This is a genomic window from bacterium (assembly GCA_016699045.1).
Lineage (GTDB): Bacteria > Babelota > Babeliae > Babelales > RVW-14 > AaIE-18.
Map to the genome: position 1 here is coordinate 49,115 of CP064957.1, position 18,362 is coordinate 67,476.

15 protein-coding genes are annotated in these 18,362 nt (G+C 42.2%); 9 read left to right on the forward strand and 6 right to left on the reverse strand.

Annotation, left to right across the window (positions count from 1 at the left end):
* Positions 1-45 precede the first annotated feature (45 nt).
* The 4 genes from IPF37_00235 to IPF37_00250 form a co-directional block, all read right to left on the reverse strand.
* Entirely contained in the window at positions 46-1,722 is a 1,677-nt protein-coding gene (locus IPF37_00235) for a hypothetical protein (protein QQR49261.1), read from the reverse strand.
* A gap of 420 nt (positions 1,723-2,142) precedes the next feature.
* The gene (locus IPF37_00240; protein QQR49262.1) at positions 2,143-2,553 is read right to left on the reverse strand and encodes a HEPN domain-containing protein; all 411 of its coding nucleotides are present in this window, start codon (positions 2,551-2,553) and stop codon (positions 2,143-2,145) included.
* The gene (locus tag IPF37_00245; protein QQR49263.1) at positions 2,540-2,860 is read right to left on the reverse strand and encodes a nucleotidyltransferase domain-containing protein; all 321 of its coding nucleotides are present in this window, start codon (positions 2,858-2,860) and stop codon (positions 2,540-2,542) included. Before IPF37_00245 ends, IPF37_00240 begins: the two co-directional genes overlap by 14 nt.
* 127 nt (positions 2,861-2,987) lie before the next feature.
* Positions 2,988-4,535 carry a hypothetical protein gene (locus IPF37_00250; protein QQR49264.1) on the reverse strand — a complete coding sequence of 516 codons (1,548 nt, stop codon included), beginning with the start codon at positions 4,533-4,535 and terminating at the stop codon, positions 2,988-2,990.
* A gap of 176 nt (positions 4,536-4,711) precedes the next feature.
* Between IPF37_00250 and IPF37_00255 the strand changes: the two genes are divergently transcribed.
* Together IPF37_00255 and IPF37_00260 are read left to right on the forward strand one after the other, a co-directional pair.
* A complete protein-coding gene (locus IPF37_00255; GenBank protein QQR49265.1) occupies positions 4,712-5,014 on the forward strand; it encodes a nucleotidyltransferase domain-containing protein in 303 nt (100 codons plus the stop codon).
* The gene (locus tag IPF37_00260) at positions 4,996-5,424 is read left to right on the forward strand and encodes a nucleotidyltransferase substrate binding protein (protein ID QQR49266.1); all 429 of its coding nucleotides are present in this window, start codon (positions 4,996-4,998) and stop codon (positions 5,422-5,424) included. The genes IPF37_00255 and IPF37_00260 overlap by 19 nt, the downstream gene beginning before the upstream one ends.
* 104 nt (positions 5,425-5,528) lie before the next feature.
* Here IPF37_00260 and IPF37_00265 read toward each other — a convergent pair whose 3' ends face one another.
* Entirely contained in the window at positions 5,529-7,100 is a 1,572-nt protein-coding gene (locus IPF37_00265) for a hypothetical protein (protein QQR49267.1), read from the reverse strand.
* A gap of 534 nt (positions 7,101-7,634) precedes the next feature.
* On the opposite strand from IPF37_00265, the gene IPF37_00270 reads away from it, so the two are divergent.
* The 7 genes from IPF37_00270 to IPF37_00300 all read left to right on the forward strand — a co-directional run bounded on the left by IPF37_00270 (position 7,635) and on the right by IPF37_00300 (position 16,439).
* Positions 7,635-9,335, forward strand: a complete 1,701-nt coding sequence (locus tag IPF37_00270; protein QQR49268.1) for an undecaprenyl-diphosphate phosphatase — start codon at positions 7,635-7,637, stop codon at positions 9,333-9,335.
* Positions 9,336-9,351: 16 nt separating this feature from the next.
* A complete protein-coding gene (locus IPF37_00275; protein ID QQR49269.1) occupies positions 9,352-9,645 on the forward strand; it encodes a hypothetical protein in 294 nt (97 codons plus the stop codon).
* Positions 9,633-10,076, forward strand: coding sequence for a hypothetical protein (locus IPF37_00280; GenBank protein ID QQR49270.1), 444 nt, complete (start codon positions 9,633-9,635; stop codon positions 10,074-10,076). The genes IPF37_00275 and IPF37_00280 overlap by 13 nt, the downstream gene beginning before the upstream one ends.
* Positions 10,077-10,177: 101 nt before the next feature.
* Positions 10,178-12,739 carry a DNA translocase FtsK gene (locus IPF37_00285; protein QQR49271.1) on the forward strand — a complete coding sequence of 854 codons (2,562 nt, stop codon included), beginning with the start codon at positions 10,178-10,180 and terminating at the stop codon, positions 12,737-12,739.
* Positions 12,740-13,116: 377 nt separating this feature from the next.
* Positions 13,117-14,529 (forward strand): UDP-N-acetylmuramoyl-tripeptide--D-alanyl-D-alanine ligase, encoded by a 1,413-nt coding sequence (locus tag IPF37_00290; protein QQR49272.1) that lies wholly within the window; start codon positions 13,117-13,119, stop codon positions 14,527-14,529.
* A 172-nt stretch (positions 14,530-14,701) separates the two neighbouring features.
* Positions 14,702-15,664 (forward strand): hypothetical protein, encoded by a 963-nt coding sequence (locus tag IPF37_00295; protein QQR49273.1) that lies wholly within the window; start codon positions 14,702-14,704, stop codon positions 15,662-15,664.
* 241 nt (positions 15,665-15,905) lie between these two features.
* A complete protein-coding gene (locus IPF37_00300; protein QQR49274.1) occupies positions 15,906-16,439 on the forward strand; it encodes a hypothetical protein in 534 nt (177 codons plus the stop codon).
* 2 nt (positions 16,440-16,441) lie between these two features.
* Here IPF37_00300 and IPF37_00305 read toward each other — a convergent pair whose 3' ends face one another.
* Complete coding sequence (locus IPF37_00305; GenBank protein QQR49275.1) at positions 16,442-18,319, reverse strand: alginate lyase family protein; 1,878 nt, start codon at positions 18,317-18,319, stop codon at positions 16,442-16,444.
* Positions 18,320-18,362 lie beyond the last annotated feature (43 nt).

Genomic DNA, 18,362 nt, shown 5'->3' on the forward strand with positions numbered 1-18,362 from the left:
GAGCTAGGCATGAGGCCTAGCTCCGTGAGTGTTGTAAAGGTTCTTTTAGTTAGATGCTTTTCGTCCTGGAGGTAAGCCTTGGTCAGTTCTTCTGCGTGAAGGTGCGGCTGGCTGTTCAGGAGCTGCGGCTGCTGGTTGCTCGGTTGTGGTGCCTTGATCTGGTGACGATGCTTGAGCTTGTTGAGCAGCTACTGCGGCATTGTATTCTGCGAGTTGTTTATTATACTCAGCCATTTTTTGTTGATAATCAGCTTCAGCGGCGGCGGCAGCATCTGTAGCAGCTTGGTCTGTTGTTGTGGCTGCAGGTTGGGCTGCGGCTGCTGGTTGCTCGGTTGTGGTGCCTTGATCTGGTGACGATGCTTGAGCTTGTTGAGCAGCTACTGCGGCATTGTATTCTGCGAGTTGTTTATTATATTCGGCCATTTTTTGTTGATAATCAGCTTCAGCGGCGGCGGCAGCATCTGCAGCGGCTTGGTCTGTTGTTGCGGCTGCAGGTTGGGCGATTAGCGTTGCTTCGTCTAGTGCCATTTGTTGTTCGACCGCGGCTTGTTCTGCTGGTTCGGTAATGACTATTCTTTTTGTAGAGATTTTTGATGGGACAATGCCGGTATTTTTTGGTGCTGCATCGGTTGTTTCATCGATCGCTTGATCATCGGCGCTTGCTTGGTCATCTGGTACTATTTGAGCTTTTTTGGCTACCGCGTCTTGGTGCTTCTTTCTTTTTCCAGGTTTACCTTTTATTTTTTTGCCTGCTTGTTTATGAGGTTTTCTGGCTGGATATTTTTTTGAACTGATCACTTTTTGTTTGCCACCGTGTTTTGGTTTAACGCCTTGTTTTGCGCGTGCATGGTCGGCAAGTGTTTTCTTTTCTTCAGGCGTTAATTTTTTAGGGTCTTTGAGCAATAATGCCTTGATGGCTTTTTTATCAGCCTTTTTTTGTTCTAAGCGCTCAAGCATTGCCGTTTCTTGTTCCGTCAACGTGGTGCCGGCAGCTTTTTTTGCTTGAAGATCTTTAAGATATTGGTCGGCGATCATATTTTTTTCTACGCGCTCGCGCTCGCGTTCAATTTTGCTTTGTATGTTGCCGCCTTTTATTTTAGCGCGTGGCTGTTGAAGCTTAGCGCGTGGATGTTGGAGTCTTTTTTTGACGTGGTGTTTTTTTTGCTTATGCCCACCCTTGCCGCCGCCTTGGCGTCTGTTTTTGCGATTCATTATTTCTTGCATGATATGGTCGTTTGCTGCAAGTTTTTGCATTTTGTTTTTTTTGTTTTTTTTCAAAAATTTTGGACGTCTTTTTTGTTTGCTTTTACCACGAGCGATACGTTTTTTATGACGTCCGCCAACGCGTCTTTTGTGTGTTTTGCGTCCGACATTTGGTCTGCGTTGTCGGCGTTGTTCTGGTGCTTTTTGTTCTTCTTCTTTTGCTTGAGCAACGGTGCGATTAATTTCTTTGCGCAAAAGTTTAAGAAAGCGAGCAGGGATGGCGCCAGGGATTGCATGAACTTTTTGTTTTGGCTGAACAACTTGCACTGTGGCATGGGTTTTTTTAGCTTTATGTCCTTTTTTTCCAGGCGCATGTTTTTTGGAGCCTTTTTTTTGATGCGGTGCTTTTGTAGGCAACGTATCGGCGGCTGTCCACGCCGTAGCAGGATTTAACAAAAGTAAGAGGGTGAGTAGATGCAAGGCGCGTAAGGCAGAGGGTCGTTTTATGGAACGTGACATCGTGTCTCCTTCGATTAGGATTTTTTCAAAAACTACGTTAATCAAGACCCTAGCATGTGGCTAATTTGAAATGGAAGTATTTTGAAAAATGGGAAAAAAGAGCACTAAAAAAAGCCGATCAGTGAATTATGTTTTTAGTACTTTAAGGTGCCGTTCAAATTCTTCGACAAGCTCAGAACGAACGGCTGCAATGCCAAGGGCTCATAAAAGACAAGAAAAAGAGCTTTCAAAAATTTACACAGTAAAAAATCTAAAGTACTGCCGTTTAGTTTAAAAAAGATTCATATCCGCCGTTCGTTCTGAGCTTGTCGAAGAATTTGAACGGCCGTATAAATCAAATGGTGTGAATTGGCAAATAACAAAAAAAGCCGATCTGAACGACCGGCTTTTTTTCGTGAAAGGTTATGATTGGTTATCTTTTTACTTTTCGAAAAGAGGTAAGTTATTTTTCGGCAAAGCCGTAACTTTTTTTTCAACAAAATTTAAAATCTTGTTGGCCATGCTAATTGCTTGTTTAATGTCTTCTTGATCTACAAAAAAACGGTCGTCAGGATAGCGCGAATAAACGCCATACGGATTTAAAAAAAGTGCTTCGTTTTCAAGGGTTTTAAACGATGAATCTGCTTGAGCACATTCTTCTAAAATTTTTTCGAGATCATGACTTTTTAAAACAGGTTTTTTGCAAAAAACTAAATATGTTTTGAGTGCTTTTTCGGCACATTGATGTGCAAGATAAACAGTAACGTCTCCTACCTCTTCATTGCTCGATGACATTTTTGCAACTATTAAATCGTTTGAGGCTTTTCTCAGCCAGTCTTTAATTCCTGGCATAAATTACCTTCCCTTTATTTTTAACTTGGTAAGGCAGCGTTGTGTAGTCAGACGTTCGTGCATCAAATTCTTCTTGCGTGTATACCAATAAATCTTTAGATATACTTAAACCCCATAATGCCTTCATACCGGCAAACGCTCGATGTTGCGGGCGTTCATTTGAAGATTCTACAATTACCAATAAATCTAAATCGCTATCGTCGTGAGGGGTGCCCCACGCATAAGAACCAAAAAGATAAATAGTTGTAGGTTGGTAAACAGCAACCAGTCTGTTTTTTACTTCTTCAATAACTTCTGGGCTAATCATGGTTTTATCCTTTTCTGGCGCTTTAAAGACGTTTTTGTCAGTGTAAATAAAATGGTACGAATTGGCAAATAACAAAAAAGCCGATCTGGATGACCGGCTTTTTTTAAACGAGAGAGCGTGAATTTTTTTAGAATGCAAGACCAGCTTTGCCACCAATTTCCCAGTTGCTCAGTGCTGCATTGTCTGAAGCCCATTCATAATGCGTGTGGAAGCCAACCAAAAGTGGTACTTGGAACGTTTGCGATTGATATGAAACGCCGGCATAAATTTTGTTGCTCAATTGCGATGGCGTTTCTGCAGTTTGGGTGGTGATGTTGCTATCGACAAGTGGCACTTGCAGTTCACCAACAGAAATTCCTGAGCCGCTTGCGGTAGCACTTGGCGTTACAATGCCCCATTTGTTTGCGGTTGTACCAAAAATTGGTGTATTTTTTTTGCGATCAACATCTTCTTGATCGCGGTAGTACAGGTTGTAGCCAAGATCGATAGTAAAACCGCGGTTGTGGTAGGCAAAAGCAAGAATCATGTCGAGCTGGCTGCCGGGAGTGACATCGCAATCAACCGTCAATTTATTAGCGGCAGGAATCAAAATTGTGGCTGCGCCAGTAACTTGACCAACAAGTGCATAATGGCCCCAAGGAATTATGCTGCCATCGGTATTTTTTAAACCGAGCGTTCTTTGTTCAGTGCTTTGAAATAGATAGCGATAGTTTAGGGCGCCGTGAAATGAGAAGTTGTGTTGGTTGTGTTGCCACATGATGGCGCCGCCATCAAGGCCGGCACCAAAACCCCAGTGAGTGCCATTGCCAACGATTGCTTGAAAAAGTTTTTCGCTTTTTACATCATCGCCAGTTGGGATAGTAACGCCCACGTTGACGGCCAAGCGATAGTTTTCGTGGTACAAGCAGTAGTAACCAAGCATGAATTCGATGTCGGCGATGCCGCTTGAACTATCATCGTTATTCGTTTTACCAAATTTTAAAAACTGCAGAGCAGCTTGCGCATTGGTAGCGTCGTTGTTGGCGCCGGTGCCATCAAAATAATTTTTCAAAGCGTTGGTAACTGATGTTGCAACAACGGCAGCTGTGCCAATGTTGATGGTTGCCGCATTGTACACTTCGGTAAAGTTGGCATTAATATTATTTTCAACATTAACAATTGGTACGTTGAGTGAGAAATAAAGACCATTCAGCGCTTTGTCTAAATTTTGGTGATGATTGAGCGTGATGCCGTACGCACGTTGTTGTGGGTTGAGGGAAAGTTGTACAAGCTCGGTTGGTGTGCCGCTGGCAATGCCTGCGGAGTAGTGTACAAAGTGGCGGTAGTTTAAGGTTTGTGCGGTAACCGGGGCGTTGCCGCTATTTGAGCCAAAGTTGAAATTATTTTCTTTAAGTTGGTTTGTTGGTGGGTTGGTTGCTGGTGCAAAATATTCGCCCGCCTCATCTTTGTCTGTTGATGCCTGATAATAACCAATTACTTGCAAGCAACCGTTGTAACCCTTGTTTGTGCCTTCTCGATGCATTAAGTTTTGCCAGCCGTTTACATTTTCAAGCGCCAAATTAACGCCGTGTGATCGTGGATTTAAAAATGTTTTATTGTGCGCATCGTCTGCGTGCACGTGCGCTATGGCTGCCAGTGCGGCGATGATAAGACTTTTTTGTATGACGTTCTTCATAAACTACGCTCTCCATAAACTTAAAAGACCGGTGTTTTTCAAAACTACATCATCAGCAACGTTAGCATGGTGGGGGTGGCAAAGGGAAGTATTTTGTTCTTTGTTTTGAAAGAGTTGTTTGTTACCCTGTTATTATCGTTGTTGTAGGCAATAATTTTTATGATACGATTGGGCTTATGAAAGAATTAGATATAAAAACAAAAGAAAAGATAATAAATATTGTGCATGCGCTTATCGCTGATGCTGATATTTATTTGTTTGGTTCGCGAGCAACTGGGCAGCACCATGCCCACTCAGATATTGACCTTGCACTCGATGCTGGAAAAAAATTGGATCGGTTGGTAGTTGGCGAGGTTAAAGATTTACTGAGCGCTTCAAATATTCCCTATAAATTTGATGTTGTTGATGTGCATAATGTTGGCGATGATTTAAAAAGAGATATTATGAAAGAGGGTGTTTTATGGGCAAAGAGAAAGTAACTAAAAAAATAGATCATTTTGAAAAAGCTTTAAAAACATTGAACACGGTTCTGGTAAGATTTGAAGAAGTGACGCCAGATTACAAAGATTATCTTTTTATTCGCGATTCACTTATTCAGCGCTTTGAATATTGTACTGATATGTTTTGGAAAGTTCTTCGTGAGTTTATTATAGAAAAGCATGGCGTTGATGTGCTGGCAAGTCCCAAGGCTGTTCTTAAAGAAGCATTTGATGTGTATTTGATTGATGAAAAGCAATATACGCAGTTATTGACATCCGTTAATGATCGGAATTTAACGTCGCATGCGTATCAAGAAGATGTTGCATTGCAGATTGTTGAATATGTTGCTGATTCTTACCAGCTCATGAAAATAATTATCGAAAAGATAAATCAAGAAATAAATCTTTAGCGCGAGTCCGCACGATTCAGTAAAGCATTTTATTAAAAATGAGTAATAAAAAAAGCCGGTCAGTACGACCGGCTTTTTGAAAAATAGCTTATGCGTGGAGTGCGTTAGAACGCAACGCCAGCCTTCGCGCCAATACCCCAGTTGCTAATACCGGTATTGTCTGAAGCCCATTCATAATGTCCGTTAAGACCTACAAACAATGGCACATCCCAGCCGTAGGTTGCGTAAGCAACGCCAGCATAGATTTTGTGTGTGAGTTGTGATGGTGTTTCTGCATTGTCGGTGGTAACGTTCTTTGAGTCAACAAGAGTAAGTCCGTTAACAAAGGAGGAACCGTTATTTGCTATACCAACAGAAGTATTTACATCTGGATTTACAATACCCCATGAGTTAGGACCAGCTGTAAGTTCACCAAAAATGGCTGTTGAACCTTTGCGATCAACATCTTCTTCTTCACGGAAGAACATGTTGTAACCAAGGTCGAACGTGAAGCCACAGTAGTGGTACGCAAAAGCAACGATCATATCAAGTTGGCTGCCTGGTGTAACGTCGCAATCAACGGTCAACATGTTTGCAGCTGGAACCAAGGTTACAGCGCCGCCAGTAGCGTTTGATTTGCCAACAAGTGCATAATGGCCCCAAGGAATGATGTTTCCTGCAGCGTCTTTCAAGCCAAGAGTTCTCTTTTCTGTGCCTTCAAACAAATAGCGATAGTTCAATGCTGAGTGGAAGGTCAAGCTGTGATCGCCATCGTGCCACATTGTTGCGCCGCCGTCAAAGCCTGCACCAAGTGCCCAATGATCGCCGTTACCAACAAGAGCTTCGAAAAGCTTTTTGCATTCTGCATCATCGCCGGTTGGGATGGTGAAGCCCATGTTCACTGCCAAACGGTATTTGTTTTTGTACAAGAAGTAATAACCAAGAATGAAGTCGATGTCTGCAACGCCTGTTGAGCTGTCTTCATTGTTTTTAGCACCAAACTTCAAGAATTGAAGAGCTGCTTGTGAGTTGTTTGCTGCATTATTTGAGAAAGTACCGTCGAAGTAACCTTTTAATGCATCAAGAGCTGAAGGTTGTGGAGCAAGGAGTGGATTACCAACTTCACCAAGAGCTGCCACTGGAACCGCGCCAGCTGCATATTCTGGATCAATGCTGTTTTCAACGTTTACAATTGGCACATTGATCTTGAAGTAAAGACCTTTAAGTATTTTGTCTAAATCTTGATGATAGTTCAAGGTAACGCCGTAAGCACGTTGTTCTGGGTTGAGGCTGAGTTTGACTGTTTCGCCAACTGCAATATCTGTTCGTTGATGTACGAAATTACGGAAGTTCAAAGTTTGTGTCACGGCGGTGTTGCCAGCAGCTGATCCAAAGTTGAAGTCGTTGTCTTTGAGTGGGTTATCTACTGGGTTAGTTGCTGGAGCAAAATATTCGCCCAATTCTTCTTCATCAGTTGAAGCCATGTAATAACCAATCACTTGAAAGTTACCGCCAAATGTATCGTCGGCACCTTTGCGGTGAATCAGTTTTTGCCAGCCGTTCACGTTTTCAAGCGCAAGGTTTACGCCGTGTGAACGAGGGTTTAAAAATGTTTGGTTGTGTGCGTCGTCGGCTTGTACGTTTGACATGACTGCCAAAGCAGTAAGCAAAAGACTATTTCTTATTACTTTATTCATACTTATCTTCTCCACAAATTTATTAGTTTAACATGGTAACGTTTGTTTTGTTGAACAAGAACGTTTGCGTGAATGTGCTTGGTAGAAGCGATTGATGCCGTTGGCAAAAAAACGTCCATCAATAACATTTTTTTTTAGGGCTTCCTCCTTTCTTCATTGACTACCTTTTGAGATCTTTCTACCTACTCAAATCACGTAAAAACAGTAGCGTGTTGCGTGTGTTTAACGTGTGCGTATTGACTTAGAGTTGGTGATTTGCTTGACTGGTGCTGTATCTTTATGCGGCACCAATTTTACCCCTCAACAATCTCATGTTGATAGACTAACGATCCTCAACTAATATATCAAGTATTTTTTCACAGAAAGCTTGAATAGGCCTGCTGATCGATAAAATGGAGGTTAATTTTTTCTGTTTTTTTAATTTCAAACGTACACAGTTTTGAAAAAAATATCAGATGAGCCGATAAAGTATTAGAATGTTTTTGGTTATGATGTGAATATAAAATTTTTTAAAATTTTTTTATCAAAGAGGGAATGATGAGTAATTTTTTGTCTTGGGTCGTCTGTGTGCAAATTATTGGTGAGTCGTTGCCAATTAGTAGCTCTTCGCACGTGCGCTTGCTTATGATGCTTGTGTCATTGGTTGGTGGGGCAGCTTTTTTTGGACAACCAATCCCTGATTTTTTGGATCATTTTTTGCATGGCTCAATGGTCTTGATTATTATATTTTTTTTTCGACACGTGTGGGTGCCGATCTTTTGGCGACTTGTTGATGTGGTGCGTGCGTATGCGTTTCGCGTGCGTGTGCGCGATAGCCAGCGGGCGTTGGCTTGTGTGTGCCTGTGGCTGATTTTTTATGTTGGTTGTGCGAGTGTGATTACCGCACTTTTTTATAGTGTGATTAAAGTTATTTTGAAGTACAATGCGGTGCTGGCGCATGAAGCTACCATGCTTGTTGGTTTGTGTGTGACAGCAGGTTTGCTGTGGTCTTTGCGGTATGTGGACCTTTGTCCTTCAATCTTTCAGTCTTCGCTAAAGCTTCGCCGGACTTCGTCGACAAACTGCTCCTTCGATCCTTCGACAAGCTCAGGACGTACGGAGCTCAGGGCGAACGGGCTTCAGGATAAGTGTGACGGGTGTAAAAAGTCTTGTAACGTAGAGAAAAATATTCACGCTCTCTCCGTTCGCCCTGCTTGTCCGTCGAAGCTTGTAGAGCGTAGTCGGGAGCTTGCCACGCCCTTTAAAGCCACGAAGGGCGAAGAATGGGTCGAAGGGTCTTGTGTTTCTAAAAAAAATGCAGCTCAGAGCGATCTTAGTAAGTGTGAATATGCTTCTCGTTGTTCCAAGGCCTGTTCTCAAAACCTGAGGGACAAAGAACAGGACAATTTTGAGACGAGCAAAAGAACCTTATGTTTTAATGAAAAGCGCAGAATAGAATTGAATCAGCGACAAGCGCAAGGTGAACGGACTGATTGCGTATGTGATTCTTGTGATTATGTGTCTCATTGCAAAAAAAAGGTATGTCCGTGCTTGCCTGTTGAAGAGTCTGGGGTTGCTGAGAAAAATGAAGACCCTTCGACAAGCTCAGGGTGTACGGGGCTCAGGGTGTGTGGGTCTTTGAATAAGCAAGAAAAGCGTAATGGGGAGTCTTTTTGTTCTTTGGCTTTCAATAACAAATCCGTATGCCCTGAGCTTGTCGAAGGGTCTGCCTGCTCTGCGTGCCCGTCGAAGTGTCAACGAAGTCGGGATCTTGTCTATTCGACACAGTCTGTCGACTTGTCCGGCGAAGCTTTAGCGAAGTCGGAAGGGTTGAGGGGCGAAGATCAAAGAGCGAAGACGGAAGAAAAAAAACTCACAAGTTTTAAAATCTACGCCATTCTCGGTCTGGTTCAAGGCCTCGCACTGCTGCCCGGCATCTCGCGTTTTGCCAGCACGTACGTTGCTGCTCGTTGGCTTGGCTTTTCAACACGACGCGCTTTTCAGGTGTGCTTTTTGCTCGAGCTACCAATTGTGCTTGCAGCGTTTTTAGTGCTGGGTGTTGGCGGGGCGTGCAGGCAGCATGGCTGGGCAGTGGTTGGTGAACCGAGCGTCATGCTCACCATAGTTGGTGCAACGGTTGTTGGTTATGGAGCTCTTTGGGCAGCCTGGTGGTTGGCAGAGCGGCGCTTATTGTGGCTGTTTTCAGTATATCTACTGCTGCCCATCTTGACTGTGCTATACTTAATTTTTCAATAAGCGAAAGGAGCGTTTTATGATTGAAGAGCAGTACAAAGATCGGCTTGTTGCCATCATTTCAAAACACCTGCCGGGGTGTTCAATTTATATGTATGGTCCGTGGGCTCAAAGTCAGGGTTGCTTGCCGATGCCGATTGGTGTGGCGCTTGATGATCGTGCACAAGAAATTGATATCGCGGTACTTGGCACTATTTTAGACGACCTTCATGAATCAACTATTCCGTATTGTGTTGAGCTTGCCGATATGAATGATGAGTATGATGACATTGTGAAAGAAGTAAAAAAGGGTTTTGTGGTATGGAAACAATAGCATGTCGGCACCAGCAACGGTTGCATGAAAAACTTAAAGCGTTGGAAGAGGTTTTGTATGATATCAATCATGTAAGCGAATGGTGCGATGAACAGGACCAGGTAAGAGCTACCAAGCTTGCACACATGATGCACGATTCTTTAACCAAGCGCTTTGAATATTGTGTTGATGAGTTAAGTAACTATTTAGCAGCGCGCGTCCAAAAACCAGGGGCAATGAGTCGCGCAAAAAATATGCGCGATGTGGTTCGGTTGGCCGTACATGCAGGCGTTTTAACACCTCAACTTGGGGAGCAAGCGCTCGTGATGCTTTCGATAAAGAATAGTATTAGCCAGCTTGAACGTGCTGACCGAGAACCGTTTGTTCAAGATGTTAGCAACTATTGCAATTTGATGAAAACTATTGTTGAAAAACACGATCTGCAAAAATAATTTTTGTTAGAAATTTTAAAGTGTTGAAAAATTTTTAACAAAAGCGCTATGCTTAACAACAGGGGAAGTAGGGAATCGTTTTTTTGTGGAGAGGGGATACTATGTGGCGCAAGAAAAAATTTAAACGGGTTACTATGCGCGCTTTTTTGGATCGGCAAAAACAGCTTTTTAAAGCGAGTGCTGGAACCAAGTCTGCGTGGTATCACCAAGAAGTTTTGGGTGTTGGTTTAACGGGTTTATTTATTTTTTTAGCACTAGCGCTTTTTTCCTACAATCCGCAAGATCAAACGTTGTTGAGTACTGGATTGCGCATTGGTGCTGTTTCCAACTGGGCAGGAGTTATTGGTGCTCATGTAGCGGCCGTGCTTGTTTATTTTTTCGGTTCGGCTGTGTATGTTTTGTTGGCATGTGTTATGGTTCCTGCTTATCTTTTTTTAGCGCAAGGCTCTGTTTGTGCTACGCGCATCCGCTGTGTTTTTTTACCGCTGTTATTGTTAGCAAGCGCGGGTTTGTGCAATCGATATGGCTTTGATGTTACGAGTAGTTATGCCGGTGGCTTGTTGGGTTATGCGGTATGTAGTTTGCTTGAATTTCCTTTTGGTTATGGCGGGACCGCGATCATTTTGTGGTCGTTGTTGTGGATGAGTGTTTCTACGATTGGTCAAATTTCGCTGTTGAGCATGCTGAATAATGCGGTGCAGTATGGCTACTGGGCAACTAAGTATACCGTGTTGGCAGTGAGTCGCACGGTGCATTTGGTTGCGGTTAAAAGCTACTGGGTTTTTTGTACTGTGTTTGCTCGTGGCAAGCAATATCGCGAAGAGAATGAAGCGTTTGAACCGGAAGATGTTTTTGCGCAAACGTATAGCGATGGTTTTGTGGTGCCGTTAGTTAACGAAGATTCTTTTAACGCTGTCTTTGCAGAAAAAACAGAGCAGGGCGAAGGCGTTGCGCATGCGGCGCCAAAGAACGTGAATGTTTATGAATGGGATGCTTATGCGCCACCAGTAGCTGGTGTTGGGGCTCACGTGGTGGCAACAGACCTTGAGCAGCGTGAAGCTTTGATTGCCAAATTTGCTCATAAAAATATGAGAATGTTTGTGCGACATGAAGCCGCGGCGCCTTTGCGTGAGCGCTTGTTTTTGCCCAATACCGTTTTGAAAAAAAATATCTTTACTGGTCCGTTGGCCGCGTATGCGCGTGTGCTTGAAGCAATTAGTTTATATGAACATGCTCGAGTACTGCAGGCTAAAAAATTTACGCTTCCTGAGGTAAGTTTATTTGATACACATAGCGATGGGCAGATTGACCAACGAATTCAAGATGAGGCGTTAGCTCGTGGAAAAAAACTTGAAGAAAAGCTTCAGCATTTTGGCGTAAAAGGCCGCGTGACCAACATTAAGCCAGGACCTGTGATTACGTTGTTTGAGTATCAGCCAGAAATTGATAGTAAAATTAGTAAAATTACGGCGCTTGAAGATGATTTGGCGATGGCGCTTTCAGCATTGAGTATCAGAACTATTGCACCGATTCCTGGTAAGAATGCGGTTGGATTTGAAATTGCTAATCCAACGCGTGAGAGTGTTTATTTTGCAGACATTGTGCGTTCTGAAGATTTTGAAAATTTTCAAGGCGAGTTGCCGCTAATTTTAGGTGTTGACGTGGTGAAAACGCCGGTCATTGTTGATTTGGCAAAAATGCCTCACTTGCTGATTGGCGGGACGACTGGTTCTGGTAAATCGGTTGGCTTGAACGGCATGTTGGCAAGCTTGTTGTGCAAATGTACGCCAGAACAACTGCGCTTAATTTTAGTAGATCCAAAACGTCTTGAGTTTACGCCGTACGCCGACATTCCTCATTTGCTTTTCCCAATCGTTACTAACCCTGCGCGTGCTACGGGTGTTTTAAAGTGGGTGGTACAAGAAATGGAAGAGCGCTATGAACGTATGGCCGGGCTTGGGGTAAGGAATGTACTTGAGTATCAACGAGCAGTAGCGCATGGCATGCGTGATCAAGAAGGGCATGTGTTAAAGCCAATGCCGTTTATTGTGGTGATGATTGATGAGCTGGCAGATTTGATGATTGTTGCTGGCAAAGATGTTGAAACGAATATTGTGCGGATTGCGCAAATGGCACGAGCTTCTGGGATTCATATGATTGTGGCAACGCAACGGCCATCGGTTGATGTGGTAACGGGTTTAATTAAAGTGAACTTTCCTAGCCGTGTTGCGTTTCGTGTTTCATCAAAAGTTGACTCGCGCACCATTTTGGACCAACAAGGCGCTGAAAAATTATTGGGCCGCGGAGACTTGTTGTTTATGAGTTCTGCTTCAACTAATTTAAAGCGCGTGCATGCGTCGTACATTTCTGATCAAGAGATTCAACACTTGGCATCGTTTTTGCGTGAACAGCGCAAGGCGCAGTATCTTAATTTGCATGAGGTTTTGGAAGTTGCCAATGAAGATGGACGTGGTGATGCGGAAGATCAATTGTTCCCAGAAATAATTGATTTTTTAAAGACTACGAGCGAAATTTCAATATCCATGTTGCAACGTCGCTTTCGAATTGGCTTTAACCGCTCTGCACGGATTATTGAGCAGCTTGAAATGAGTGGTTTGATTGCGCCGGCACAGGGTAGTAAGCCGCGTAAAGTTATTCGTTAAAAAATAAGTTGATTAAATCAAAAAGGGCGGCTTCAGAAAATGAAGCCGCTTTTTTTTAAATCCATGGTCGAAAAAGACGGTTGCTTTTAAAGCTGTATGGTTAAAAATTACGGAAGAGGGCTGGGAATGTCAATATTTTTACAAAAAGCTGTTATTTCTTTGCGTGGGTTGATTTTATAGCGTATAATCCAAGGCTTGTTTCAGAAAATGAGCAGGAGAGGCGATCAATTTTCTTTTTTGAAAAAATTTTCAAAGGTCAAGAAGTTGTCAATTTTTTAAGCAAATCTTGACAAACATGAGAAAAAAAGTAAATTTTGCCTGTAGGTACGTGGTTATTTTGTTGCGCAGTATAGGGCCGTTCACGAAAGATTTAGGGCATGTGGGTTAGTAAAGATTTTTTACGCGAAGCGCTTGGGGATGCATCATTACACATTGGCAGACAGGCGTGTGTTGATGGTGATGTTTCTTTTTCTATCGACAGTCGTTCAACGCAAGAACAGCAATTGTTTGTTGCCTTGCCAGGTAACCGTGTTGATGGGCATGATTTTATAGATCAAGCAATTACGAATGGGGCCTGGGGGTTGTTGATCAGTAAGCGAGCTGTCTTTGATTCCCTGAGTGAACGAGTCAAAGAACGGTTGGTTGTGTTGTTGGTTCCTGACACGCAACAAGCAATGATTGCCCTTGCCAAGGCATGGCGTGCGCAGTTAACTATACCTGTTGTTGGTATTACTGGTTCGGTTGGTAAAACTTCGACCAAAGAAATGCTACGTTCTATGTTGCGCTATGCCGGTGTGCCAGCTGCCGTTTCGTATGGCAATCAAAATACCTTGCTGGGCATTGCGCTCAATATTTCACATGTTCAGCGTGAGCACAAAGTTGCGGTTTTTGAAGTGGGTATTAATGATCGAGGCGAGATTGAATCACAAATTGATTTATTGCGGCCAACAATTGGCGTAATAACATTTATTGCTCATGCACACGCGCTTGGTCTTGGTTCATTGCACGAAATTGCTTATGAAAAAAAGAAAATGTTTCGCTACTTTTCACCAACCAATATCGGTATTATTTGTGGCGATCAAGATTTGTTAACGGATAGCAGCTATGGACACCCTGTTGCAAAATTTGGTTTTAAAACAAAAAATCAAGTTCAGGCTCGCAAGGTGCGGGTGATTACCAATGTTGATGGTTCTCTTGCAACGCAATTTGTTTTAAAATGGTATGGGAAAAAAGTTACCGTAACTATGCCCGGTAACCATTTGGGCATGGTTAATAATGCGTTAGCGGCAAGTACCATTGCCTATTTTTTAAACATTCCGTTTGAGGCGGTGGTGCAAGGCATTGAGCAGTATGAAGGTTTTGCGCATCGTTTTGAAATTAAGGATATTCGTGGCAAGCGTGGCCGCGTGATTAGCGATTGCTACAACGCTAATCCTGAAAGCATGCGAGCGGCATTGATTGCTTTTGATCAAATGCCTACGGTTGGGGCAAAAATTGCCGTGATTGGTACCATGCTTGAGTTGGGAGAAAAACAAATTTATTGGCATCGTCAGATTGGTCGATTAGTCAATCGACTTCCTTCAATACAAACGGTTATTTTGGTGGGTGAGCTTGCCTGGCAGGCGGCCCTGTCGTTGGCGCCTGGGATTCAGGCAACCAAGGTGGCTGATTGGCAAGAGGCTTCTGCCATTCTTAAAACAATGCTCGGTGGGCATGATCAGTCGCTTGTTTTGGTCAAAGGTTCCCGCGGAATTAATTTGACTAAAATGGTTGAACAAATTGTTGAATAAGCTTTCTTAGTTTCTTTAATTGCCGGGTAAGGGCGATTTAAAAAGCCTTATTTTTTCGATTTAGATCGAATTTTATGTTCTCTTTGTCATTTTTTAAGCTTCTTGCTATAATGTAATATTATTATTGCAGGAGTAATTTTATTACTTTAGAGGTTGTATGGTAGTTAAAAAAATGCTGTTTTATATGGTTTTTGCGTTGCTGAGTGCTCAAGCAACTGATGCAATGGTTGGTGAGCCACCAGCAAAGCGCCGACGCATTGATCCAGAAGCAAGCTCTTTTTGCTCATCTCAAGCGATTGATTTGACCAAAGAGGGTGACATTATTGAATATCAGTGTTTACAACAAAATAAACCTAATGCTAAAAGTTTTAATAAAAATAAACGTGTTCCTCACGCGCTTTATTGTGGTTATTATGCACTATTTTTTGCGCGTGCTTTTATTGAAGAAACTGCGGAGTTATTGCCTGAGGTTGTTAATGATCTTGGACGCTTGCGTGCTACTATTAAACCGTGGGAAAAACATTTAAAATATAAAAGTAATTTAAGAACCGATGATTTTGACGGAACATGTGACGATACGGAAAGTGGTTTGCTTAATAAGTTTAAGCTTAATGAGGGCATTATTGTTATTGATTCTCTTGATGTACTTGAAGGATGGTTGCGAGGCCGTGGTCAGTATTTAACGCGTGAAATAATTGATCAGCGTAAGCGATTTGAGTCTGGCGAAAAAGTTGCGTTTGTAGTTAACACCGGCGGGCATTGGGTTGCTTTTGGCGTACGAGCCGTTGATGGTATGTTCAATATTTTTCGATTTGATTCGTTAAAAAATCTTGATTTAAATCAAGAGCGTGCAGGGCGTTGGTTGTGTCTCTTTCTTGAAAAATTTACCAGCGAACAGTTAGCAGATATGCTGCTGGTTGGCAGTCGTTTAGCATATATTGCTAATCATTCTGAAAATGTAAGAGCGGATTTGCGTACTTATTTTAATGCCATTCAATCAAAGCGGCCAATGTCTCATGAGCGTTTTATTGAGCTTGTAGAGCCTTATGGCTTTGCTCGGGATGTTCTTTCGACGTTGTTTGAATTAGAGAAAGTAGCGCCGGCAAGTTCGTTCAACTTTTGTGGAATTTTATAATTGTACAAAAAACTTATGAGTTAAGTAATTTGAACTAAATAAGTACGGTGTATTAATAAAATTTTTTTAGATTCTTAGAAAAGCGTCATCAGAACATGGTGGCGCTTTTTTTATAGTAAGTGGTATGTGTAAGATTCGATTGTTTTCCCCATTTATTTTTCCTTTCTTGTTTGAACATTTTTTATTGAGCTAGAATAGAAAGAAAAATATCAGTAGTCGTTACGCATAAAGGGAGAGAGTAATGCAAAATAATTTGCCAGATCTATGGTCAAATGAAAATCTTCGTAATGTTATGTTAAAGTTGCCGCATAAAATATTACACAATCGAGAAGTGTCTGGTCTTGCTCAAATTATTTTACATGAGCTTGGGCCCCATTTAGGTTTTAAGCGCGCAATGTATCTCATCGACAACCCAGATTTTTCCTGCCTAAAAGGAGTTGCTGGCTTTTGTCAAAATGAGTGTAAGTATCATCAACAAGATTTGTGGCAAAATCCGCATGCGTTTGGTGTTGATATGGAGCAGGCTGCTTTTCATGATCAAATTCAAAAATTTTATCACGATAATGTTGTTCGCAAAGATGGTACCTGCTGTCCTGAAGCGCTTGCTGAGTTGGGAAAAAAAGTTGGCCTTACCAATCCTCACGTTTTTACGTGGCCAATGCGGCATGATAATACGGGTATTTTATTGTATGATCCTGAGGAAGCGGGTGTTTGTAAAAATCATCCAGAAGTACTTGATCATGCAAGTGCCTTGTTAGGCTTGTGCTCGGTTTAAGATTATAAATAACGAATAATCGTTTTTTCTCGATATAGTATTGTTTTTTCTGTCGTGAGCTTGTGGCATTCACGTCGTACACCGTATTCTGGTGCAAAAAAAGCATCTGCTTTTGTTAATATCAGTGTGCTGGTGATTTCTGCCAATGGCTTTCTATTTTTCTCAAAAATCCACGTTTGAGCATCTTTTCTTTTGAGCGTTATGTCGGGATGTAGTATAAAATTCCACGATACGCGAGATGGGTTGTTTGTCTGAATCCAATCTTCAATGATCAGTTCGTTTCGTGTTGTATCAAGTTTGAGTGAGCGATTTATGATTATTTTGGTATGAATGCAGGTTTGGTATGAATCGTGCATGATGACGGTGGCATTAATTTTTTGCAATTCGGGTGCTTGTGATGTTGGATTGCGTGCAAGTTGAAAAAGATTGTCCTGATTTGCAGCACACGTCAAGCATGGTACAAACAAGGTTGAGTGGGCAGATGCCGAGCGAAACTCATTACGCCAGGTTGGATTGGCGGTATACAAATAGCTGCCTGGATCGGTAAGAATTTGAATGCCATTAAGGCTGAGTGTTAAGGCAAGTTGATCGTTATGAAAGTGCCCCGATGGTTGTTTTTTTGTAAAAGTTGGATGACGAAATGTTATATGCCATTGATTATGATTAATAATGCTTAAGCCAAAATTTGGGTAATGCGAGATATGGTTTGTTGTTGGTGGCACGCTCATGCCGGTTACCAGTTTGCCGCTGTCATCATCACCAATTTTTATTAAAGTTCCATCGGCAGTTGTGTTATGAGCAAGAAAAGTTGTGAGGACCGATGTTTTGTTTGCTGATTTTACTATGTTGGTGATGCTTGCAAAATGTAGGTACATTTCTGTGTCGAGTTGATGATAGGCGGTAGATCCTTCATAACTTGTGCCGTCTTGTTGTATTTGTTTATCAAATTCTTGCGTGATTTTTTTTGTATAAAAATCTATCTGATCTTCAAAATATGGTATTGATTTAAAAAAAACTGACAGATAAAGTGAGCCCAAAAGTTCTGCTAAATAATGATTATTTGCTTTGTCTGATGCGGTATCATTGGCTGCCAAATAAATGGCATGATCGTACAAAGAGCAGATTAATCGCTCTGCTTGTTGGGGCGTTGGTTGGCATAATAAATATCCCCATATTAAATTGATGGCGCGGATAGCAACATCCATGGCGCAGACCCAATTGATGCCGAGCAGAAAGGGATTGGCGGTGATCCATGAATCTGCTTGATCAAAAAAAGCTGTTGCGTAGCGTTGGTTGGCGGTGAGTTGATACGCGCTGCCCAAAAAAAAGGCGTGATGAAAGCGCGATAAATCCCACGGTATTTTGATATCAGCTTGATAGTGTTGTTTAGTCGTTGCGTTGCTTGGAATAGTGATATCGGTATAAAAGAGGGGGGCGCTGTGATGGTAGGTATTTGAATACGTACTGAATTCTTGTGTATTAAGATTGTTGAGTTTTATGTCATGCTGCCACGGAATGATGGTAAATGTTTGATTGCCAGAGCCCAAAAGATCAAAGGTTTGCTCAAGTGCTTGATTTGCTTTTTGAATAATAAACGCTTGATCTCGATACGTTGGTGGTAGGTACTGTTGAAAATCTTTGTTATTGATAATATTGTGTACGAGAGAATTTTTATTTAAATCGTTGGTAAATGTTGCTATGTCGTTGAGTGCGTGTCGTTTTTGCAAGTCTTGCCAGGTGTGGTTGGCCTTTCCCGCCAACGCTTTTTCTTTCCAGCTTTGAATAAATCGTTTACCTGTTAAGCGTTTTTGGTACCACGCGTGTGTGCCGCGCAGACCAAGCTCGTGCAAGCGTTTGAGATAGTGCATAAAGCGTGGCATGGCGGGACTCCTTTTTTTGATACGTTTTGAAAAGCCTAGCACA